A 20,871-nucleotide genomic window follows, 5' to 3' on the forward strand; every position below is an offset into this window, starting at 1 on the left:
GATTTTGCCAATTTAAGAGGGACATTATGGAAGGAAAATAGACTGAAAATTTGAGGAGTGCCTATTAAATCAAGCGCAAAGGCGTCAAGCGGTAATCGTATCCAGTTGAAAAAATAGTTTTTGGTAAGTTTTTGGTAATTTCATAGAGGGTGAGCTTTGGTAAAGTAGAGAACAAGTGAGAGGTCAGCCAAACTTTGCATAAAATGGTCTCCTGTTGAGCAGGGATCTTTTTCAAAAGAAAAGGGAGGATGAACAGCATGAAATTACATAAAGCCCTCATAGGAATTGTAATGGGAGTAGCATTGGGAGTCACGGCGATTGTCGCTCCACTGCCAGGAGAGCAAAATGTGGCCGAGGCTGCATGGACGCAATCCAAGGCGGACAAGGTCATTGCCACGGGAAGAAAATATATGGGTACTCCTTATAAATTCGGTGCGAGCAGCAATACCACAGCCGTTTTTGATTGCTCTTCCTTTACAAAGCGCGTATTTAAAGTCGCAGTCGGCAAGACCTTGCCACGCACTTCTCGCGATCAAGCCAAGGTAGGAATGAGTGTGTCCAAGTCGAACCTGAAAAAAGGAGACCTGGTGTTCTTCAAGGCGAGTAAAACGACGACGTCCAAACGGATTACACACGTGGCGATCTATGCAGGTAACAACAAACTCCTTCATACATATGGAAAACCAGGAGTGACGTATTCGACCTTTAAGGGCACGTCCTGGGAGAAACGCTTCGTTTCGGCACGGCGAGTCTTGTAATCTACCCGTCCGGCTCTCTACTTACTAATACGTCTTGCACGCGGTAAAGTTGCGATGAACGAATAAGCAAGTTTTGTAAATACGATAGGGAAGAGGGATGATCTATTACAGATCATCCCTCTTTGCAGACCAAGCATACTTGTGCCGCCAATAAAAGAAACAGGAAGCAATGAAGAGAGGGATGGAGGCAAGCAGCATCACTTCCTTGGCCGTAAGTCCGTATGCGATCAAAAGACTCGTCATCGCCTGTGAAATCGGCTGCAAACCTAAAGACGAGAGCGAGACCAAACTCATGACTTTCCCCAAAGAGGCTTGTGGCACCTTTTCCTGAACAAAAGAGAGAATCGGAATATTAATGAGAGAAAACGTGACCCCGAGCGTAAAAAGAATAAGCAAGCTGAGCCAGAACTGTTGGGTGAGACTAAAAGCAAAGAAGACAAGCGCTTGCATCATCATGAAAAGAAAGGCGATCTGCAACCTGTTTTGACCCAGTTTCATGAGTGCGAGCACGATTGCCCCGGCAAGCATGCCAAAAGCGAGTCCCCCTTCCAAAAAGCTGTACTGCAGGGTAGAGCCAGCTAACACCTGATCTACAAAAATCGGCAAGCCGATGTATAAGGGGCCCATCAAAAATACGTTCAGGCAGATGATGGAGGTCAATAGCAAGGGAAGAAAATCCGATTGTTTGACATAATAGAAGCTTTCCTTTAACGATTCCTTGAGCCTTGGCTGTGGTTTGGAAAGAACGGCAGGTTCCTGTTTCGGCATGCACCATGCTGCTACACTTGCAACCAGAAGAAGCAAGCCGATAAAGCTGTATAGAAGGGGGTAACTTCCCCACTCAATCACAAAACCGGCAAGAACAGGACCGAGGAGCTGTGAGGTTTGGCTTGTCGTTTGCAGCACAGAATTCGCACGCAAAAGGGAAGAAGAGGGTACGATTGACGGTAGGAACGAATTTTGAGCTGGCCAATAAAAGGCATCAATCGTACCGAAGAAGAGAGCGAACCAAACAAACAGCGCAAGCGAGGAATACCCCCACCAGATGATTCCCCCAAGCAACAGCATCAAAATTGCTTTCAGCATGCTTGTGATCGACAGGATTCTCTTTTTGCTCATCCGATCAGCGAGCGTTCCGCCTATCAGCATAAAGACGATCCTGGGAATGGTTGCCGCCATAAATACAATGCCTAAAGAGGCCTCCTGAGATAAAACCTGGATGATATACCACGTTTGGGAGAAAAGAAAGAGTGAGATACTGAGTCCGGAACAAAGGGCGGATATCCAAAGAAGGGTAAAAGGTTTCGTAAACAAGCGGGATGTATCCACTGAGGGAAGGCTAGATTGCTTGGGGACAGCTTCCATAGAGATTCACTCTCCTTAATATTAACTGGTTAAAAAAAATTAACCGAGTGTCTGAAAGAAAAACCTACGCGAATAGGTTTTTCATACTCATGTGGAAATATCGTCTTACATTTCCCTTTGTTACTCATGCCCATCCTTTTTGAATAACGGTTCATCAATTTGAAAGCCCGTAATCATCAGGTAGTAATCCTGCTTCGAAGATGGGTCATCCAGGGAGCTTTGCTGCAATTCGTGGAGCAGGTTCCGGTATTTTTGCAAAAAGGATACAAACGCCTGCTGGCTGACTTTGACTTCAGACTGTAAGGAGATGCGCGGCCAATTCTCTACTTCGGATGACGTCAGCGCAAAGGCTTCTTCTGGAGCACTGAGTGCTCTTGTTTTCGCCCGTTGCAACACTTCGACATAGGATTGCCTGGTTGCCTCCTTCGACTCCGTATACGTGAGTAGATGATCAGCAGGTATGAAACCTCTTGCCACCGCCTGATAGTATTTGAGAATGTTGCCGCCCTTCTCTTCCTTTTTAACCAACTGGATGATGCCGTGCTTCTCCAGCTCACGCAGGTGGTACAGAATCTTCGCGCGGGACAGCCCAAAAAGTTGGGAGAGCTGTTGCCCCGTGTGCGGCTTTTCTACCAGATGCATCAGCATTTTCGTGCGTAACGGGTCACTGATCACTTTTAGCTGATCGTAGTTTTCGATGATAAAAATCGACTTTTGCTCCAATATGCATCACAATCCTTTTAACCAGTTAAAATTTATTAACTTGATTGTATGAGGGAATAGATGGAAAAGTCAATACAAAAACCCTTCCTGAGTGACGGTGATTCACAAAGGAAGGGTTTTGGCTTTACTTGCAACACTAGATTTTCAAAATACCACCCATGCTCGCATTGGTTACCAGCTTGGAGTAACGAGCCAGATAGCCTGTTTTTACTTTCGGCTCGAATTCTTTCCAGCCTTCTTTGCGGCGAGCCAGCTCGGCTTCATCCACGAGCAGTTGCATCGTGCGCTCCTCGAGGTCAATCGAGATGATATCTCCGTCCTGTACGAAGGCAATTGGACCGCCTTCTGCGGCTTCTGGAGACACGTGACCGATACTGATTCCGCGAGAAGCACCGGAGAAGCGTCCGTCTGTGACGAGCGCGACTTCTTTACCGAGGCCCATACCCACGATTTGTGAGGTAGGAGCCAGCATTTCTGGCATGCCTGGGCCGCCTTTTGGTCCCTCGTAGCGGATGACGACAACATGACCGGATTTGATTTTTCCAGCGGCGATTCCTGCCAGAGCGTCCTCTTGGGAGTCGAAGCAGATGGCTGGACCTTCGTGCTTTTTAATAGAAGGATCGACACCACCTGTTTTGATGATCGAGCCTTGCTCCGCCAGGTTGCCGAACAGAACAGCGAGACCGCCAGAAGCGCTGTATGGGTTGTCCAGGCGACGAATGACTTGATCGTTCTTGATTTCAGCGTCAGCGATGTTTTCACCAAGGGTTTTGCCCGTGACAGTGATACGGTCTGGATGGATCGCGCCTGCTTTTTTCGCGATTTCATTCAGAACTGCTGATACGCCGCCTGCTTCGTGGCAATCCTCGATATGATAGTCGGAGGAAGGTGCCAGCTTACAAATATGCGGAATGCGCTTCGCTACTTCGTTGATGCGTTCAATCGGGTATTCGATGCCTGCTTCTTGCGCGATAGCTAGTGTATGGAGAACGGTATTGGTTGATCCACCCATCGCCATGTCAAGAGCGAATGCATCGTCGATTGCTTCTAGCGTCACGATGTCGCGTGGCTTAATGTCGCGTTCAATCAGATTTTTCAGTTTTTCAGCAGATGCTTGTACCAGCTCGCGACGTTCAGGAGAGACAGCGAGTACGGTACCATTGCCTGGCAGTGCCAAACCAATGGCTTCGAGCAAACAGTTCATCGAGTTCGCTGTAAACATACCAGAACAGGAACCGCAAGTCGGGCATCCATATTGCTCCAGCTCCTCGAGCTGTTGGTCGTTGATCAAGCCTGCTTGGTGAGCTCCGACACCCTCGAATACGGAGGAAAGCGAGATGGAGCGACCATCACTCGTTTTCCCGGCTTTCATAGGACCACCGGTTACAAATACGGTTGGAATGTTGACACGAAGCGCACCCATGATCATCCCAGGCGTGATCTTGTCACAGTTCGGAATACAGATCATGCCATCAAACCAGTGAGCAGCGACAACGGTTTCCAAGCTGTCTGCGATGATCTCGCGGCTCGGGAGGGAGTAGCGCATCCCGATATGCCCCATAGCGATTCCGTCGTCAACACCAATCGTATTGAATTCGAATGGAACCATGCCAGCAGCACGAACGGCTTCCTTGACCAGTTTTCCAAACTCCTGCAAGTGCACGTGACCCGGAATAATGTCGATGTACGAGTTGCAAATGGCGATAAACGGTTTATCGAAATCCTCATCCTTTACACCTGCTGCACGTAGCAAGCTACGGTGCGGTGCGCGGTCGAATCCTTTTTTGATCATGTCACTTCGTTGTCTGGCCAATTTGAAAAACTCCCTTCCCATACGGATAATGCCTGTCTTATGTTTTGAACTATCTTATCAATTTTTAATTACAGAAACAACCGTAAAAGTCTGAACATTTGCTCAGTCTCGAATGGTTCGGACGGCTGCTTTCGATTGGTATAAGCTTAGGAATCGTAGCGAAATCAGCTTGTTTGGGATAAAATAGAAGGATCGACTCTATTTCGGTTGGAGTGAACAAAATGTTAGATGAATTAAAAAATATCTGGTCGGACGGGAATGAAGAGGAGCGCTGCATTCTCGAGCTGGCTGTTGCTGCCATTCATCAAAAGCGGGAACGGAATAGCGCGTTTATCTCTGGGTTTCTTGGATTAAAGGGAGAGTTCATCGACGAAGAAAGACAGTCGTATCGCTTCGAATTGCCTCTGACCCCTTTCATGCACAATTCAGGGCGGGTTGTTCATGGAGGTATTCTCGCGACCTTGATCGATTCAGCGATGGGCTCCTTGATCAATCGATCCTTGCCACCCAATCAGTATGCAGTGACGTCAGAGCTGAAGGTCAATTATTTGCTTCCGGGAATAGGGGAGCGGCTGCGCGCAGAAGCGAGCTTTTTGCATCGCGGACGCACGTTGGTCGTCATGGAGAGCAGTGTCTACGATGATCGGGATAGGCGGATCGCCCACGGTACAGGAACGTTCATTGTGCTATCCAGAAATGCTCGATAATAAAAACCCTCGCTCCACACCAAAAAAGTGAGGGTGAGGGTTGACGGTGTTATTTGATGACAACGAGGCCGCTGTATTCCGAAATATATGTGAGCATTTTGGTGGAAAGCGGCACGATAAACTCCATGTTTTCTTTTTCGACGATACCGGATCGAGAAACAATCCGCGCCCACTTGGCGGTCAGCTTGTAGTAATCGGAACCAAACGAGGCGTGAACCGTCTCACTCCGATGCCGAAACGTGACTGGGCTTGTGTCTAGCTTCATCGGGACCATGCTGATGATATCCTGCAAAAACAAATGGTAGGTCATGTGTGGCTTGAAAAAAACGAGCTCCTTTGTGGTGACAGAGAAGCCGTAGCTATTGTTCATTTGGGTGAATTTGAGTTCACCTTCCATGTTTTTCAGCCGAATGAAGTCGGTGTTCATGTTTATCCCCCTCCTTCGGGTGTTTCTCTATGATAGTAATCTTTCCTATGCAAGTGCAAGTGGAAGGTTGTTCAAAAAGTCGTCTTTTGACATCGAATATTATTTAGGAAGTTGTTCCAAAGGGAAAAAGGAGCGAAATGTCATGATCGAAATTGCAAAAGAAGCAGCAAGTGTCGCGGGTGCGTTTTTGAAGGAACGTTTTCTCGAACAGCTCGTGCCCGATGAGGAATTGCATAACGACGTGAAGCTGCCAGAGGATAAAGGCAGTGAGAAGCGCATCATTGAGGTACTGCATCGCCACTTCCCGACACATACCATTTTTTCAGAAGAGGTCGGAATGGTTTCCCGTGAGGAAGAGTATTTGTGGATTATCGATCCTTTAGATGGAACGAATAACTATTTTATCGGCTATCCGTATTTCTCGATCTCGATTGCGTTGCAGCACAAGGGTGAGCTGGTGCTGGGCGTCGTCTACAATCCAGTAGCGGGTCAAATGTTTTGGGCGGAAAAAGGAAAAGGAGCCTATCTGAACGGAAAACGATTGAACGTCAATAACCGTCAAGACCTCACACGTGCAGTCGGTACGTACATCCGTGGACGAGACACGGTAACGAAGGAAGAAGAGATGGCTTTTACGAAACCGTTTGTATTCCAGACCAAGCGTCTCATGCGAAATATTGCGCCTGCACTGGACTGGTGCTTGCTGGCAAACGGATGGCTCGATTATATCGTGATGCAACGCTCCAATATTATGGATGTGGCTGCCGGAATTGTTATCGCCCAGGAGGCGGGGGCAACGATTACGGACTGGTCTGGAAAGCCGTATCAGCATGAACCATTCCAACAAGATCACACTCCTTCATTCGTGGCGAGCAACGGACATTTGCATGAAACCATTCGTGGTATGATTCAACAGTAACGGAAACAAAAGAAGCACGACTTATGTAGTGCAACCAAATGTTTCGGCTCACGTATAAAAATGTTGCGAATGATTTGTTATTCTGGGATAGGTAAAAGAGGTGAGAGAAATGGCACGATTGGAATATCGGCTGCTGGATGAGGCGAGGGGGTACCCTGTTCAGTTTTACTATGACAACGTGGACAAAGATGAGGTCTCCTTGCGTTTTGCTTGCGATTATTTGGTGAAAGGGCATGTCGTTTATGAAAAGACGTCCTGTTCAATCGAAAGCGGTACGTATGTCATTTACGTCAAGCGCTCAACAGAAGAGCAGGCTGTCGACTATGCGGAGGCTGTGTCTGCACGCTGGGGCAGCATCCAGATCGAAATGCGTGAATATCAAGAAAATGCACGCGTTTATCCGCTCGTACACACGTTTTATTTCAAGGACGATGACAATGCTCTCTTGCATTTGCAAAGTGACTACTTGTATGTGAATGGACGCGAATGGGAGAAGACATCGGCCGAGGTGGATGAAGATCGTCAGGTTTATGTTTACTACGCGAAGCCAGTGTAGGAGGAAGTAGAATGACACAAACGAAATCGAAGAAAGTAGTTGGTCTGTTCGTCGCAGCTGCACTTGCGGTCAGCGGTTGTTCTTCCGAGGACGACTATGATGATTGCTACGATAACGACAATGACGGCTATTGTGACGATAGCAGCAGCGGTGGGGGTTCAAGCTCTACTTACAGATCCTACAAGAGCAAATCCGGAGTATCGAGTGGGATAAGCACGAGCAGCTCCAAGGGTGGTATCGGAAGTTCGGGCTATTCCAGCTCCGGGTGAGGTGAAGGAAGTGGAAAACCAAAATCGACGAGAACGAGAGGCGCTGTACGGCCCGATGCGGGAAGAGGGCGTATTTACCTGGGATTGGATGTATGGCGAGGAATATGCGCTTCATGATATCCACCTGATCTCTCCCTCCTTTCGAGAGGAAATCGCGATGGCAACCGAGCGACTGGGGCAAGTCTTTTCCAAGGTCGTTCCGGTATTGCAGCGTGCAGAGGACTCCCTGTTGTTAGAACTAGGAGTGCCAAAGGAGGCTTCGCAGGCAGTCAGGATCGTTGTTTCCCAAGCAGTGCCGACTGTGATTGGACGCTTTGATTTTGCCCAGACGACAGAAGGATTGAAGATGCTTGAGTGCAATAGCGATACCCCTACTGGAATCGTCGAGGCTTTTTATGTGAACGGTCGTGCTTGTCGCCATTTCCTGCGCGAGGACCCGAATGAAGGAATGGCGCGACAGTTGTGTTCGGCATTCAGCAAGGTGGTCGACGCCTATCGGGCGCAAGGCTATGATACGGAATCTATCTGGTTTAGCTCGCTCGACTGGCATGAGGAAGACAAGGGAACGACCTTGTACTTATTGAACAAATCGGGTCTGTCTGCCAGGTTTGCGGCTTTGGAGCATTTGCGTGTTTGGCAAGATCGTCTCTATGTAAAGGAAAACGAGGAGCTACTGCCAGTCGATGTGTTGTACCGCCTGCATGCTTTGGAAAAGCTGGCGGTAGAACGGGATGAAGATGGCTACCCGACTGGTGAGCATGTGCTTTCGTTAATTGCCCGCAAAAAGCTGGCCATTATTAATCCTCCTTCTGCGTTTCTCATTCAGACGAAGGCTTTGCAGGCGCTCATCTGGAACTTGCATGAGGCAAATGAGTTTTTCACCGAAGAAGAGCACGCGATCATCGAAGCTTACATGCTGCCGACTTATTTTGAAAATCGGTTTGCAGGCAGGGAGGACTACGTCACGAAGCCGATTTTTGGACGGGAAGGTGGCGGTGTCATGCTGTTTGCATCAGATGGTACGCTGCAAGAGAAGGATGAGGAAGAGTTTTACTGGGAGCAGCCGATGATTTATCAGAAACGGGTGGAGCTTCCAGAGATAACGGTTGAGACGATGAAGGGAGCATATGCTGGACGGCTGCTCTGGGGGTCCTTTTGGATCGGAACAGAGTCATCGGCAATTGTAGCTCGTGTCGGGGGACCGATTACAAACAACCTATCCTACTATTTGCCGGTCGGGATAGACAAGTAGCGAGAGGAGAGGACAACTTAACATGTTGGGACAATTGGATTACGTAGTAAACTTTTTAGCGTATTTGGCAGTGACCATTCCGATATTGGCTGTGGGGATTTTTGTGTTTACGATTACGACTCCTTACAAGGAGTTTGATCTGATCAAGCAAGGAGCACAGACTGACGATCCGAAAAAAATGGCAGCGGCAAAAGCAGCCGCGCACGATTTGGGAGGGAAAATCATCGGTTTGGCAATCGTCCTCGCTTCGGCTGTTTACCACTCTGTTAACTTGTGGGATTTGGTCATCTGGGGTATTGTAGGAATGGTATTTCAAGTTATCATTTTTTATTTGTTCGAATGGATCACACCATTTAAAGTCGTGTCTGAAATTCCGAACGGGAACGTATCCGTCGGTATTTTCGCTTCGCGGTTGAGTATTGCCGCAGGTTTGTTGATGGCTGCGCTGATCAGCTACTAAGCATGGAAAGAGGCGTTCACCTTCGAAGTCTGGTGCTCGTGTAGGCTCCCTACATTTAGCTCCTCCCGCTTCCGGTTCTCGCCTCTTTTTCGATGCGAACAGATCATATTTTGAACAGGCACTTATGGGCACAGGGAGGAGTCTTTTTGTTCTGGCGCGTGATGTATGAGATTTTTATCATTATGCTTGTGATTACGTATGCGATCCTATTGTTCGCAGACTTCTCTAATCATCCTCTGTTGACGGATGAACTGATGAACAAGGTAGACACTGGGCTGATCATTCTGCTGATTGTCGAGTATTTGTTCCGGCTATGGAGGGCGAAAGACAAACGAAAATTCGTTGTTGCCAACTGGTTTGATCTGATCGCAATGATCCCATTGGACTCTTATTTGTATTTAGCCAGAATCATGCGTGTGCTTCGGCTGGTGCGTATCGTGCGTGCGTCGCCGTTTTTGTTGGGAATCATTCAATCAGGCCCAATGCGACAAGTAGTTGGCGTCGTCACGATCATCATGCTGTGGAGCTCAACTGCTATTTATTTGCTCGAATACGGTGTAAACGAGAACATCAAAAGCTTCCCGGATGCGTTATGGTGGTCGATCGTGACAACCACGACAGTCGGCTACGGTGATATTTCGCCTGTGACGTCAGGTGGAAGGATCATGGCCGCGATCTTGATGATCACGGGGATCGGAATGCTGGGAGCCTTGACGGCGAATTTTGCTACGCATTGGACAGAGACACATGAAAGCAAAAGCCCGGATGAGAAAGATCGCTTGACCGAAGAGATCAAAAAGCAGACGATCACAAATATCCGACAGATCGAAAACTTGACCGAGCGAGAGTATGAGACGCTCAAAGAAAGTATGGATTTGCTGTATCGTCGAACGAGGAAAAAGAGCGAGGAATAAGTGGAAAGCGAAGCTGTCAGGCATTAGGCCTGGCAGCTTTTTTCTTTCCATTTTGAATCACTTTCATAGTGTTTAAAAAGCTGCGCAGGAAGAAGTTCATTTCCAGTCCAAGCGCCTCTGGAGCCCGACCAAGCGTAGGAATAAATGGCGGGGAATTTAAGCTTCACTTATGGAATACCTCTCTGAAACGTCTACGTTTGAAGCGCTCCCGCCATTTATTCCGAAGCGGACAGTCAATCCCCCGTGCAGGGCGTAGGCCGAAGCGCAGACTGGAAATGAACTTCTTCCCTCACCTATAGCAACGTCCCAAACCACTATGTTCAAGTGAAATATGATTTTGTTATTGACGAGGCAATCTATCCCAATTATAATTCCGAGTAAACATATATGAATTACTAAAATAAATTTGGATAAAGGGGTTATCCGATGGCGAAAACAGCGGTTTTGGTAATTGCTCACGGTTCATCCGATCCTGACTGGTTGGCGTTGGTGGAATCAGCCGTTTGGCAGTGCCGCGCCGATTTGCCAATTCGGGTAGCTTTCCTGGGAGGAGTGGAAGGACGAAGCATCAGCGATGAAGTGAGACGTCTGGAAGTATCAGGAGCGACAACGATTGTCGTCGTTCCGCTATTCGCCACGGCAGGAAGCAATCACGTAGGGGAAATCCGCGTGATACTTGGACTAGACCCGTGGCCGACAGGAGAGACAGACCTGATTCGGGTTCCAGTTCAGGCAAGAATTCTCTGGTGTCCGCCATTGGAGGATCACCGAAACGTCGAGCAGATCGTGGCAGAGCGAATCGAAAGTCTATCGCGCTTACCTAGTCGGGAGGCTTTGTTGCTCGTCGGGCACGGCAGTGACTTGCCTGGATGTCATGAGCGCTGGGAGAAGCTGCTCTTGCGACTGACATTCCGCTTGCAAAACCGCTATGCATTTGCCGCTGCCGGATATGCGACACTGAGGCCCGATACACTGTACGACCAAGCCTGTGAACTTGTACAAAAAGGGGATGTCCTCGTGCTTCCTCTGTTCGTTAGCCAGGGCTACTTCACGCGACAAGCTATCCCGAAGCGTCTTGCGGGCTTGGCTTATCGCTATGAGGGCAGTGCGTACTTGCCCCACCCGCTGATTGCCGACTGGATGAGTCAATCGATTCGAATGGCATTGGTAACTGACATCCTTACACAAAGGAGCATGTACGAACATGGCAGAGAGAAAGCAGTGGAAGTGGGCTGGCAATCCGTGAGCAGCCATGCAGCCATGCAGGTAACGCGATCCATATAAACGAGCTTATGGCTTGTCGACGACTGGTTCGTAAGAAGGGAGATCGAACGCTGAATGATCAAGGAGGGGGCACATGAGCCAGCTGAATTATGCGTCAGCGACAGAGGAACAACTCGCTTCCATCAATAATAGTCTCGCAATGGGCGATACCATAGATGTAATCAAATGGGCCTACCAAACATTTTCAGATGATTTGATTTATTCTTGTAGCTTTGGGGCCGAGGCCATGGTGCTGCTTGATATGATCAGCGATGTGAAAAAGGATGCCAAGGTCACTTTTTTGGATACCAATCTCCACTTTTCCGAGACGTACAGCTTGATTGAGCAGGTGAGAGCGAGGTATCCTGCGTTGCAGCTAACGATCAAGCAGCCGGAGATTACGCTAGCACAGCAGGCAGACCTCTATGGCGAAGAATTGTGGAGCAGGCAGCCGGATATGTGCTGCCATATCCGCAAGGTACAGCTGATGGAAAGTGTGCTGAACGGAACGGTTGCATGGATGTCAGGACTACGCAGAGAGCAGTCTGCCACGAGAGCGAATGTCGATTTTATCAATCGCGATGAAAAATTCCAGTCGCTAAAAATTTGTCCGCTCATTCATTGGAAGTCGGAAGAAGTGTGGCAGTACATCCGAACATTTGAATTGCCGTACAATCCTCTTCACGACCAGGGCTATCCAAGCATCGGCTGCGCTCCTTGTACACGTCCTGTAAAAGAGGGCGAGGATTTGAGGGCAGGGCGCTGGGCGCAAGCAGGGAAAACAGAATGTGGCCTGCATCTCGCAAGGTAACGAGAAAGAGAAGAACAAACCAAGGATAGGAGGGGCTTTGTATGAGTGGGAAACCACACGGGGGAGAGCTGGTAAACCGTTTTGATCCACAGGCAGACCTATCGGTGACTACGCATGAGGTAGAGATAGATGCATTTGCACTCGCAGATCTGGAGTTAATCGGGATTGGGGGCTACAGTCCGCTTGAGGGATTTTTCAATCGGGCGGATTATATTTCTGTCGTTGAGCAGATGCGGCTGGCAGATGGTACGGTTTGGAGCATTCCCATTACACTTCCGGTCTCGACCCCTGTCGCAGGAGCCTTGCAAATCGGAGACAAGGTGCGGTTGAGCCATCAAGGTTCGGTGTATGGCATTCTTGAGATCACCGATATTTATTCACCTGACAAGGAGCGAGAAGCTCGGCTCGTCTATGGTACCGACGATACGAATCATCCCGGGGTGAAAAAGCTGCTGGAGCGCCCCGCCGTTTATTTGGGTGGCCCGATTACGTTGGTAAAGCGCACCGAAAAAGGGCGTTTTGCCAGCTATCACTTCGATCCGGCACAAACGAGAGAAAGATTTGCCGAGAAGGGCTGGAAAACGATTGTCGGCTTTCAGACACGCAACCCAGTCCACCGCGCGCATGAATACATTCAGAAGTCAGCTCTCGAAATCGTCGACGGTCTGTTTTTGAATCCTCTTGTGGGCGAAACGAAGGCAGATGACATACCTGCTGATGTGCGGATGAACAGCTATCAGGTATTGCTAGAAAAATACTATCCGGTTACACGGGTAGAGTTGGCCGTGTTCCCGGCTGCCATGCGTTACGCGGGACCGCGGGAAGCGATTTTTCATGCATTGGTAAGGAAGAATTACGGCTGCACTCATTTTATTGTAGGCCGGGACCACGCGGGTGTTGGTAACTACTACGGGACGTACGATGCCCAGCATATTTTCCGCCAGTTCCAGCCAGAGGAACTAGGGATTATGCCATTATTTTTTGAGAACAGCTTTTATTGCAAGACCTGTGGAAATATGGCCTCTACCAAAACATGCCCGCATGATAGCGAACATCATGTCGCGCTGTCCGGGACAAAGGTGAGGGAAATGCTGTCGCGCGGAGAGGCTCCGCCGCCTGAATTTAGCCGTCCTGAGGTTGCACGGGTATTGATCGAAGGGCTGCGATCGGTGTCCGTATAATCGGTTGGAAGAAAGCAGTTGTAAGAGAGGAGAGAGACGATGACTAGAGAGGGCACCGTGAATATCGTATGGCATCCGACGACGATAACCAAACAAGACCGTCAAAAGCGTGCAGGCCACAAAAGCTGTGTCTTATGGTTTACGGGGCTGTCTGGTGCTGGCAAATCGACGTTGGCCAATGCAGTCGAACAGGAACTCCATCAAAGAGGGCTAGCCAGTTACGTACTGGACGGTGACAATATACGCCACGGCTTAAACCGCGGATTGGGGTTTGGGGTAGAGGACAGACGGGAAAATATTCGGCGAATTGGCGAGGTTGCGAAGCTGTTCGTAGATGCAGGCGTGATTACCTTGACCGCGTTTATCTCTCCATATCGGGAAGACCGGGAGCTTGCGCGCAATCTGGTAGAGGCAGGAGAATTCATCGAGGTATACGTAAAATGTTCATTGGAAGAGTGCGAGCGCCGGGATGTGAAGGGACTATACGGAAAAGCGAGAAGCGGGGAGATTGATCAGTTTACGGGGATATCAGCACCGTATGAAGAGCCTGTTCAAGCGGAGTTGGTCATTGAGAGCGACAAGCAGACGATTGAAGAAGCTGCCCAGATTGTCCTTACATACCTGGAAAGGCACAAGATTCTCTAGTTTTATGGATATGGAAAAAAGCACGACGCGAGAGGCGCCGTGCTTTCTTCGTGAGGGAAAATATTACTTCTTAGTGGCCGTTGCTTCTTCAGCTTCCAGATCCTCAGTCATTTCTTCCATCCATTTTTGTTGATCAACCATGCCTTCAGCGATTGGACGAACAAAGCCTTTGTCGCTAAAGCTGTTGATTGCTTTTTGATCTTTCACCAGCTGTTCTACAGTCAGACCAGCATCTTTTGCTGGCGCAGCGAACTTGGTTGCTTTTCCGAAGTTGTATGCGTATTGATCAGCAGACAGACCGATTGTTACAGCTTGCTTCATTTCTGGCGCTTGGAAAGTTACGCTCAAGTCGCTTGTTTGTTTTACAGGCATTTTGTTGCTGTCGATGTAGAAGTCGAGGTTCCAAGCGAGCTTGTGGAAGCCTTCTTTTTTCATTTCTTCTACGATTTTTTCAGGTGTGTATACTTTACCTGTTTCATCCAACCATTTTTTTGCTTCAGCCATGCCTTCGTTTACCATCGCTTCCGCATTTGCGCGCTTCTCAGCTTCTGTAGTTTTCTTGCCCATTTCTGGATACAGATCTTCTGTCATGGAAGTAGTCAGTACCATCATATCGATCGCAAAATCTTTTACTTCTTTGCTAGCTACTGCATCGTTAGCTGTGAAGAAGAACATTTTTACCAATTCTTTTGCGTCGATTTTTACAGTTACATGAGTGGCTTCTACTTTTTCACCGTTCGGCAATGTAACGGATTGTTTGCCATGGTTTTTCGCGTCTGCCAATGTATAGCCGTATTTACTTACATACTTTTTCACAAAGTTGAAAGTAAGATTGTTCATTTTGTCTTGGTATTCCTTCAGCTTCGCAGCGTTAGCAGCATCGGAACCACCTAGCTGAGCCATGAAAGGATTCGATGCGTTCGAATCGATTACCAAGTATTTGCTGTCCAGTGGAGACTTCACGTAGAATTTATTTTCGTCAATGATTGTTTCTACGGATGCCTTTTTGTCACCTGTCCAGAGCTTGTTGTCGCGCAGGAGCTTGTCGTCTTTTACTTCCACTTGAAACTTCATAGTGTCCTGATCCAGCTGAGAGCCTTTTACTGTTACGCCTGCTTTCAAAGCAGACAACAACGCTTTGCCTTCTTTGTCAACTGGTTCTCCGAATGCTTCAGGCAATTTCTCAACGTCGCCTGTCAGCTTCAAGGAGCTTTCAAAATCATAGTTTGGCTTGTCGATTGTCGCTACGATAGAATCACGCACCAGGGATGCCTCGCCCGCACAACCGGTCAGCAATACTGTACCTGCTACCAGAAGGGCGCTACCTTTTTTCCACATGATGGGTTCCTCCCCTATGTATATTATTTTTTTATTCCCTTTTTCTTCTACGCACAAATAGAGAAAAGGTTTCGCAAAAACGGAAAAAAATCACAATCCGGCTAATTCTGCCCCGTTTTCATGGTAAGATGAAGGGGTAAAAGATGGTTAGTGAAGAAAGGGCGTTGCAACATGTGGTCGTGGCTTCAAAAGCTGATGAACTTTTTTCAGGGAGAAAGAGAAGAAGAGGTAGAGGAAGAAGGTCGCCCAGCAGGTACGAGTAACCCAACAGGTATTCCCGCTCCCCGTCAGCCTCAGGCGAAAACAAAAAACATATACCCAAAAGAACGGGTAAACAATCGAGATATAGAAGACAATGTGCGTCAAAGAAGAGAGCGTCAATTTCGTTTTCCAGTTGTCCCGGATGACTATTTGGACAAGAAGCGTAATCATAGCGTAAATCCTGCCGAATCGAATGAACGCAGTCGCCAGCAGGTGCCTCGTGAGCGATTCGAGCCCAAGCGCGAATCGGTGCGACCAGTAACTGAACGCGTGCTGGAAACCAAGACAGAGCCCGTTTTCGAGAAAAAGAAACCTGAGCTTGTCAAAAACAACAGCGAGATACCGCAGCGTCCAAACCGTGTGCCGCAAAAAGAAGCGGAAAAAGTAACGAGACCCGTTTTTTCTACAGAAGAAAAGCGTGCTTATCAGCCGTCTGAAATCGTTTCCCCTGTTTATGGGAAGATAACTCCGGCGACACGCGAGGCAGAGCATCGGATTCATACGACTGCGGGCATCATTTATCCGCGTCTGGAGCAAGAAGAGCATTTGCAGCAGATGAAGCAGTGGGAACAAGAGATAAGCGAGCGATATTTTCCAGAGGAGCAAGAGTCTGCTTCTTTTGAGCAAAATGAACCAAAGCATGTTGTAGTAGATGAATCTGTACATAACGAAGGAAAAGAAACTGCTTCGGAGTCTGCTGTGGAAACAGCTCTTGATTCAGAACGAGAGGTTGCTGCTTCCTTACAAATGGAAGAGACGGTAACAGAAGAAATAGCAGGAAAAATAATAGATACGGAGTCGGAGTCGCAAGCGACAGATCTACAAGATTCTGATTCTGATGCCTTTGAGCCAACAGTCGAAGAGACTGTAGCTTTGGAGAATGAGGAAGAAGAGGTACAAGCTGAAGAGATAGAGCTTGCAGATTCAATGGGGAGCGAGAATTCCGAAGAAGAGGTATCGGAGTCTATGGGGCAACCAGAGCCGACAGACTACTCTCAAACGATGGAAGAGCGACTAGCCCATGAGGAAGCCGAGCATAGACTGATCACTACACTCAGTGCGGTTGTGCAGGTAGAGAGTGAGAATGATGGCGATAACGTGGAGTCTCCTTCTGTTGGGGAGGAGAATCAAGAAGTCGAAACAAAGCTAGAGAGTGAAGGTGTCGAAGCGCCTGCCTATGCATCTGCAATTAGCCGTTTGCTAGAAAGAGCAGAAGTAGATTCATCTGAGGTGCTCAGTTCAGCAGAAGTGGGTTCGGTTTCCGAAGATACGCCAGAGCAACCAGAGCAACCAGAACCTACTGAGCCAACTGAACCTGAATCTATTGCTCAACAAATTGTGGAACCGATTGTGGAGCCTGTGGCACCGATTGTAGAACCAGTTGCAGAATCTGTTGCAGAAACGGTCCCTGTCCCTGCTCCATCCGCTGCACAGCCCGTGAACATGTCTCAGGCATCCATGACGAATCAACCGGCGTCAGCTCCGGTAATAGACTCGTCCAATGAAGCTGACCATGGAGCAGAGTCAGCACAGCCGCCATACGCCTTGCCGGATTTGGGACTGCTGAATCCGAGCCCGCCGGTCAGCGATGATGACGATGAGCATACCCAAATTCAAAAGCTGTTATTGGAAGAGACGCTCGCGAATTTCAATGTCAGCGCTCAGGTAGTAGGGATTGTCAAAGGCCCATCTGTGACACGTTTTGAGCTGCAACCGGCTCCAGGCGTAAAAGTGAACAAGATTACGGGATTGATTGACGATATCAAACTGAATTTGGCTGCCAAAGATATTCGCATCGAGGCACCGATCCCAGGACGCAATGCCATCGGAATCGAAGTCCCGAATATGTCCAGCCAGCCTGTATTAATCGAAAAGATCATCAGCTCAGACAAGTTTCAGGAGCATTCATCTCCACTGGCGGTGGCACTCGGTATGGACATTGGCGGCGAGCCAATTATTGCGGATATTAAAAAGATGCCGCACGGTTTGATTGCTGGCTCAACAGGCTCGGGTAAAAGTGTCTGCATCAACTCGATCATCGTGAGTTTGCTGTACAAAGCGACTCCTGAGCAGGTGCGATTGCTCTTGATCGATCCGAAAATGGTAGAGCTCGCCCCTTACAATCATTTGCCGCATCTGATTACGCCTGTCGTGACGGAGGCCAAGCAGGCAACGGCTTCACTCAAGTGGGCCGTGGAAGAAATGGAGAAGCGCTATGCACTGTTTGTAGATGCGGGTGTTCGTGATATTGACCGCTACAATCAGACGACAGATGATCAGCTGCCTTATATTGTGATTATCATCGATGAGTTGGCTGACCTGATGATGGTCTCGCCGCAGGATGTGGAGGATTGCATTATCCGGATCGCTCAGAAGGCACGTGCTTGCGGTATTCATTTGCTTCTGGCGACACAGCGCCCATCCGTAGATGTCATTACCGGAAACATCAAGGCAAACGTACCGACTCGTCTTGCTTTTGCCGTATTCTCCCAAGTTGACTCGCGTACGATTCTCGATCAATCAGGAGCAGAACGACTGTTGGGTAGAGGGGACATGCTGTTCCTTGAGAGCGGCACGACTCCGGTTCGTCTGCAAGGGAACTTTGTCTCGGATGACGAGATCGAGCGAATCACACACATGATCAAAAAGCAGAGAAAGCCTGCGTACATTTTCAGCAAAGAAGATTTGGAACAGCAGGTTGCATCGTTTGACAGCGGAGATGATCCGTTGTATCTAGAAGCGCTCGTGTTTGTGGCCGATCAGGGACAAGCTTCTGCCTCTGGATTGCAACGCCGTTTCCGCGTCGGATATAATCGTGCTGCCCGTCTCATCGAAATGATGGAGGCAGATGGGTACGTCGCAGGACAAAGCGGCGGTAAGGCTCGCGCTGTTCTTATTTCCAAGGAGGACGCACAAGCCGTAGTGGAGGGATCGTCGTCACTCCTGTAAAAAAACGAGGGTCTTGCATGGAGCAAGGCCCTTTCTATACGGACGAGTTGCCTAAATATTCAGTAAGGTAGTATGCTATAGGATAGATGTGAGAGGGAAAGGAACGATGACGATGAATCCGCTGGCGAAAAAGTATCAGGAGATTGACGACAAAATTGTCTTGTTCAATGAAGAGTATTATTTGAGCGTGGAGAAAATCGACATTACCGTATTGACGCTGGAAAAAAGGGAGTCGCTCTTTAACCAGCTGTACGATTTCGACAGTTCGGACATGGAGCTGGAGATCGATGTCTCCGAGGAAGACAAGGGCGTTTGGTACCTGCAATTGCTCGTACCGCATGTATTGACGCTGCCTGAGGCTGCCAAAAGACGCATCGAAAATGGAACGAATCAACTCACCCAGCATTTGAGTGAGCAGGCAGATGGGCTAGTGAGAACGCAATTGCTTGGGGAAGAAATTTATACCTATGTGAAACGATACAATCCGGATTTGGAGCGTATTGCCTAACAACAAACATCCATCTATCCCACAACGAGGGGCCAGATGGATGTTTTTCATTCCCTTTAGCTTTTGGCCGTTTTGGTCACTAACCAGGTGCAGGCAGTCTTATTTGTCGTAGTCGCAATCCATTCACAGGGTTGATTGTTTACAGGAGTGATCAAGCGCAGAGTATCGCCTTTGATACCGCCGTATTTGACGGAAGCGCTGGGGGCTGTTGCGACATACACAACACGTTCATTGATGGAAACAATTGGGGTAAAGGAAGAGTTTTCGGATTTGTAGCCGCTAGTGAGGGAAACAGGAACAGGGAGGTTTTTCATGGAGAGGGTTATTTTATCCGATGACTTGTGATAAAACATTTTTCCAGTAACCTGGCTGAAGTCGCCACCATCCACGGTGACTACCAATGGGTATGTTCCGGTGCCGTAGAGCATGATGGCGTGATCGGACCCGGAGTAACGGTTGTTTATGAGGGAGACATTTCCGCAGCGGTTCAATGAAATGTTTTGGGTCAGTCGAGGGTCAAACGAACAGTTTCTCACAGTAACTTGTCTCTCGGCGAGCACTTCCCATGGCTCCAAGCTCAAGGCATAGCCGCCGATGGAAGTCGCTGTATCATTGGCCTCGAAGCTACAGCCATCAAATACAAGCCCTACATCTGAATAATCCACGGTGAGACCAGTACCAACCGTCTTGGTACTTCCTTGTGCGGTCGTATGCAAGACCCAGCGACAATTGCTGAATGTCATGTTTTTCATAAAGTTCACCCGATTTTTCTGTTCAGGTGCCGTATAAAAAACCGAGGAGCTGATACAGCCTGTCATGCCAGTGAGACTGAAGCTAGCGAGCGAAACAAGATGACTACCTTGCACGACCATTGGGGAGGACAAATCTCCTTCCAAGTCGAGCTGTTGACGGCAAGAGATATTGGTCAGGTTTACGAACATGGGTGTGGCTCCATCGTACCCTTGATTGAGCTCGACCTCAAAACGATCACATGCTACATTCGCTGCATTCAGCCGCTCTAGGCCCCCCGTTACGGTAATATCTGAGCGTGTGCGCTTGCGGTTGTCGCTGTAAAAATCGGTAATTTGCACAGTGCGAACATAGCAGTTTTTTTCCCCGGCAAAGTAAAAATGGTCAGCGACTCCATCCGTACACCATACTTGTTGTAGTGCTACGTAATTGATATAGCTGCTAGGACCGCCACCACGAATGTAGAAATCGGTGCTATGCTCGTAATCGTAAGGGTCGGGTGGTAGCGGGTTTGCTCTTGCATTGGAATCGATCTTCAGGTTGGCGACCACAAAAGAATCAGCATCCCCACCCGCGGACGTAATCGAGAACAGCCAGCGCCAATCTGCGGCAGTTGAATTCGCTTTCCTTTTTATTACGGAAAAAGGACCGATTCCCTGCATCACTAGGCTTTTTCCTGCTCCTAGGATGACCTCCAGTCTGTTTGGCTCAATGATATAGGTGCCAGCAGGGAAAAATAATGGAATTTGCAGGTTCAGAGCAGCAGTCAATGCAGTCTGGATTGCTTGGGTATCGTCGGTCACTCCATCCCCCTTTGCTCCGTACGTTTTTACATCAATCCACATAAAAGCATTCCCCTCCAAAAAATGGGTAGACAAGATTGTCTTCTTTTCATTTCATTCAACCATTTCTCAAATGTTGACAACCATTTAGTAAAAAGGGCATGGACTCCATAAAAATGTGTTCCATAAACTTTGGGCAACGACTGGCATATTTGTCCTA

The 20,871-nt window shown here is 48.4% G+C and carries 20 protein-coding genes; 14 read left to right on the forward strand and 6 right to left on the reverse strand.

Annotated elements, in window-relative coordinates:
- Positions 1 to 257: 257 nt before the first annotated feature.
- A complete protein-coding gene (locus E8L90_RS01820) occupies positions 258 to 758 on the forward strand; it encodes a C40 family peptidase (RefSeq protein ID WP_137027745.1) in 501 nt (166 codons plus the stop codon).
- Positions 759 to 863: 105 nt separating this feature from the next.
- On the opposite strand, the gene E8L90_RS01825 is transcribed toward E8L90_RS01820, so the two are convergent.
- The 3 genes from E8L90_RS01825 to ilvD form a co-directional block, all read right to left on the reverse strand.
- Positions 864 to 2,123, reverse strand: coding sequence for an MFS transporter (locus tag E8L90_RS01825; RefSeq protein WP_137027746.1), 1,260 nt, complete (start codon positions 2,121 to 2,123; stop codon positions 864 to 866).
- Positions 2,124 to 2,243: 120 nt separating this feature from the next.
- Positions 2,244 to 2,846 carry an ArsR/SmtB family transcription factor gene (locus E8L90_RS01830; protein WP_137027747.1) on the reverse strand — a complete coding sequence of 201 codons (603 nt, stop codon included), beginning with the start codon at positions 2,844 to 2,846 and terminating at the stop codon, positions 2,244 to 2,246.
- A 136-nt stretch (positions 2,847 to 2,982) separates the two neighbouring features.
- The gene (ilvD, locus tag E8L90_RS01835; RefSeq protein WP_137027748.1) at positions 2,983 to 4,659 is read right to left on the reverse strand and encodes a dihydroxy-acid dehydratase; all 1,677 of its coding nucleotides are present in this window, start codon (positions 4,657 to 4,659) and stop codon (positions 2,983 to 2,985) included.
- A 221-nt stretch (positions 4,660 to 4,880) separates the two neighbouring features.
- On the opposite strand from ilvD, the gene E8L90_RS01840 reads away from it, so the two are divergent.
- Entirely contained in the window at positions 4,881 to 5,366 is a 486-nt protein-coding gene (locus tag E8L90_RS01840; RefSeq protein ID WP_137027749.1) for a PaaI family thioesterase, read from the forward strand.
- A 49-nt stretch (positions 5,367 to 5,415) separates the two neighbouring features.
- Here E8L90_RS01840 and E8L90_RS01845 read toward each other — a convergent pair whose 3' ends face one another.
- Entirely contained in the window at positions 5,416 to 5,793 is a 378-nt protein-coding gene (locus E8L90_RS01845) for a hypothetical protein (RefSeq protein WP_137027750.1), read from the reverse strand.
- Positions 5,794 to 5,935: 142 nt separating this feature from the next.
- On the opposite strand from E8L90_RS01845, the gene E8L90_RS01850 reads away from it, so the two are divergent.
- The 10 genes from E8L90_RS01850 to cysC all read left to right on the forward strand — a co-directional run bounded on the left by E8L90_RS01850 (position 5,936) and on the right by cysC (position 14,063).
- Positions 5,936 to 6,712 carry an inositol monophosphatase family protein gene (locus tag E8L90_RS01850; protein WP_137027751.1) on the forward strand — a complete coding sequence of 259 codons (777 nt, stop codon included), beginning with the start codon at positions 5,936 to 5,938 and terminating at the stop codon, positions 6,710 to 6,712.
- 109 nt (positions 6,713 to 6,821) lie between these two features.
- Complete coding sequence (locus E8L90_RS01855) at positions 6,822 to 7,268, forward strand: hypothetical protein (RefSeq protein ID WP_137027752.1); 447 nt, start codon at positions 6,822 to 6,824, stop codon at positions 7,266 to 7,268.
- An 11-nt stretch (positions 7,269 to 7,279) separates the two neighbouring features.
- Positions 7,280 to 7,537 (forward strand): hypothetical protein, encoded by a 258-nt coding sequence (locus E8L90_RS01860; protein WP_137027753.1) that lies wholly within the window; start codon positions 7,280 to 7,282, stop codon positions 7,535 to 7,537.
- Between the two features lie 10 nt (positions 7,538 to 7,547).
- Positions 7,548 to 8,789, forward strand: coding sequence for a glutathionylspermidine synthase family protein (locus E8L90_RS01865; protein ID WP_137027754.1), 1,242 nt, complete (start codon positions 7,548 to 7,550; stop codon positions 8,787 to 8,789).
- Positions 8,790 to 8,811: 22 nt separating this feature from the next.
- Positions 8,812 to 9,249, forward strand: a complete 438-nt coding sequence (locus E8L90_RS01870) for a DUF350 domain-containing protein (RefSeq protein ID WP_137027755.1) — start codon at positions 8,812 to 8,814, stop codon at positions 9,247 to 9,249.
- A 146-nt stretch (positions 9,250 to 9,395) separates the two neighbouring features.
- Entirely contained in the window at positions 9,396 to 10,163 is a 768-nt protein-coding gene (locus E8L90_RS01875) for a potassium channel family protein (RefSeq protein ID WP_137027756.1), read from the forward strand.
- A 426-nt stretch (positions 10,164 to 10,589) separates the two neighbouring features.
- Positions 10,590 to 11,447: a sirohydrochlorin chelatase gene (locus E8L90_RS01885; RefSeq protein ID WP_137027757.1), complete on the forward strand. Its 858-nt coding sequence runs from the start codon at positions 10,590 to 10,592 to the stop codon at positions 11,445 to 11,447.
- A gap of 73 nt (positions 11,448 to 11,520) precedes the next feature.
- Positions 11,521 to 12,237 carry a phosphoadenylyl-sulfate reductase gene (locus tag E8L90_RS01890; protein ID WP_137027758.1) on the forward strand — a complete coding sequence of 239 codons (717 nt, stop codon included), beginning with the start codon at positions 11,521 to 11,523 and terminating at the stop codon, positions 12,235 to 12,237.
- 41 nt (positions 12,238 to 12,278) lie between these two features.
- Positions 12,279 to 13,418 (forward strand): sulfate adenylyltransferase, encoded by a 1,140-nt coding sequence (gene sat, locus E8L90_RS01895; RefSeq protein WP_137027759.1) that lies wholly within the window; start codon positions 12,279 to 12,281, stop codon positions 13,416 to 13,418.
- A gap of 39 nt (positions 13,419 to 13,457) precedes the next feature.
- A complete protein-coding gene (cysC, locus tag E8L90_RS01900; protein ID WP_137027760.1) occupies positions 13,458 to 14,063 on the forward strand; it encodes an adenylyl-sulfate kinase in 606 nt (201 codons plus the stop codon).
- A 63-nt stretch (positions 14,064 to 14,126) separates the two neighbouring features.
- Here the strand turns inward: cysC and E8L90_RS01905 are convergent, their stop codons facing one another.
- A complete protein-coding gene (locus E8L90_RS01905; RefSeq protein ID WP_137027761.1) occupies positions 14,127 to 15,401 on the reverse strand; it encodes a hypothetical protein in 1,275 nt (424 codons plus the stop codon).
- 171 nt (positions 15,402 to 15,572) lie between these two features.
- Here E8L90_RS01905 and E8L90_RS01910 point away from each other — a divergent pair, with 171 nt between their 5' ends.
- Positions 15,573 to 18,611 carry a DNA translocase FtsK gene (locus E8L90_RS01910; RefSeq protein WP_137027762.1) on the forward strand — a complete coding sequence of 1,013 codons (3,039 nt, stop codon included), beginning with the start codon at positions 15,573 to 15,575 and terminating at the stop codon, positions 18,609 to 18,611.
- Between the two features lie 112 nt (positions 18,612 to 18,723).
- Positions 18,724 to 19,119: a hypothetical protein gene (locus E8L90_RS01915; protein ID WP_137033230.1), complete on the forward strand. Its 396-nt coding sequence runs from the start codon at positions 18,724 to 18,726 to the stop codon at positions 19,117 to 19,119.
- Positions 19,120 to 19,175: 56 nt separating this feature from the next.
- Here the strand turns inward: E8L90_RS01915 and E8L90_RS01920 are convergent, their stop codons facing one another.
- Positions 19,176 to 20,714: a glycosyl hydrolase family 28-related protein gene (locus tag E8L90_RS01920; RefSeq protein WP_064201139.1), complete on the reverse strand. Its 1,539-nt coding sequence runs from the start codon at positions 20,712 to 20,714 to the stop codon at positions 19,176 to 19,178.
- Positions 20,715 to 20,871 lie beyond the last annotated feature (157 nt).

The organism is Brevibacillus antibioticus, from assembly GCF_005217615.1.
In the GTDB taxonomy this organism is placed as follows: Bacteria; Bacillota; Bacilli; order Brevibacillales; family Brevibacillaceae; genus Brevibacillus; species Brevibacillus antibioticus.

Excerpts from the sequence above, each read along its gene's own strand:
- E8L90_RS01905 (WP_137027761.1), bottom strand. The coding sequence starts at position 15,401 with ATGTGGAAAAAAGGTAGCGCCCTTCTGGTAGCAGGTACAGTATTGCTG.
- cysC (WP_137027760.1), top strand. The coding sequence starts at position 13,458 with ATGACTAGAGAGGGCACCGTGAATATCGTATGGCATCCGACGACGATA.
- E8L90_RS01850 (WP_137027751.1), top strand. The coding sequence starts at position 5,936 with ATGATCGAAATTGCAAAAGAAGCAGCAAGTGTCGCGGGTGCGTTTTTG.
- E8L90_RS01885 (WP_137027757.1), top strand. The coding sequence starts at position 10,590 with ATGGCGAAAACAGCGGTTTTGGTAATTGCTCACGGTTCATCCGATCCT.
- E8L90_RS01820 (WP_137027745.1), top strand. The coding sequence starts at position 258 with ATGAAATTACATAAAGCCCTCATAGGAATTGTAATGGGAGTAGCATTG.
- E8L90_RS01855 (WP_137027752.1), top strand. The coding sequence starts at position 6,822 with ATGGCACGATTGGAATATCGGCTGCTGGATGAGGCGAGGGGGTACCCT.
- E8L90_RS01870 (WP_137027755.1), top strand. The coding sequence starts at position 8,812 with ATGTTGGGACAATTGGATTACGTAGTAAACTTTTTAGCGTATTTGGCA.
- E8L90_RS01845 (WP_137027750.1), bottom strand. The coding sequence starts at position 5,793 with ATGAACACCGACTTCATTCGGCTGAAAAACATGGAAGGTGAACTCAAA.
- E8L90_RS01825 (WP_137027746.1), bottom strand. The coding sequence starts at position 2,123 with ATGGAAGCTGTCCCCAAGCAATCTAGCCTTCCCTCAGTGGATACATCC.
- E8L90_RS01860 (WP_137027753.1), top strand. The coding sequence starts at position 7,280 with ATGACACAAACGAAATCGAAGAAAGTAGTTGGTCTGTTCGTCGCAGCT.
- E8L90_RS01890 (WP_137027758.1), top strand. The coding sequence starts at position 11,521 with ATGAGCCAGCTGAATTATGCGTCAGCGACAGAGGAACAACTCGCTTCC.
- E8L90_RS01910 (WP_137027762.1), top strand. The coding sequence starts at position 15,573 with ATGTGGTCGTGGCTTCAAAAGCTGATGAACTTTTTTCAGGGAGAAAGA.
- sat (WP_137027759.1), top strand. The coding sequence starts at position 12,279 with ATGAGTGGGAAACCACACGGGGGAGAGCTGGTAAACCGTTTTGATCCA.
- E8L90_RS01915 (WP_137033230.1), top strand. The coding sequence starts at position 18,724 with ATGAATCCGCTGGCGAAAAAGTATCAGGAGATTGACGACAAAATTGTC.
- E8L90_RS01920 (WP_064201139.1), bottom strand. The coding sequence starts at position 20,714 with ATGTGGATTGATGTAAAAACGTACGGAGCAAAGGGGGATGGAGTGACC.
- E8L90_RS01840 (WP_137027749.1), top strand. The coding sequence starts at position 4,881 with ATGTTAGATGAATTAAAAAATATCTGGTCGGACGGGAATGAAGAGGAG.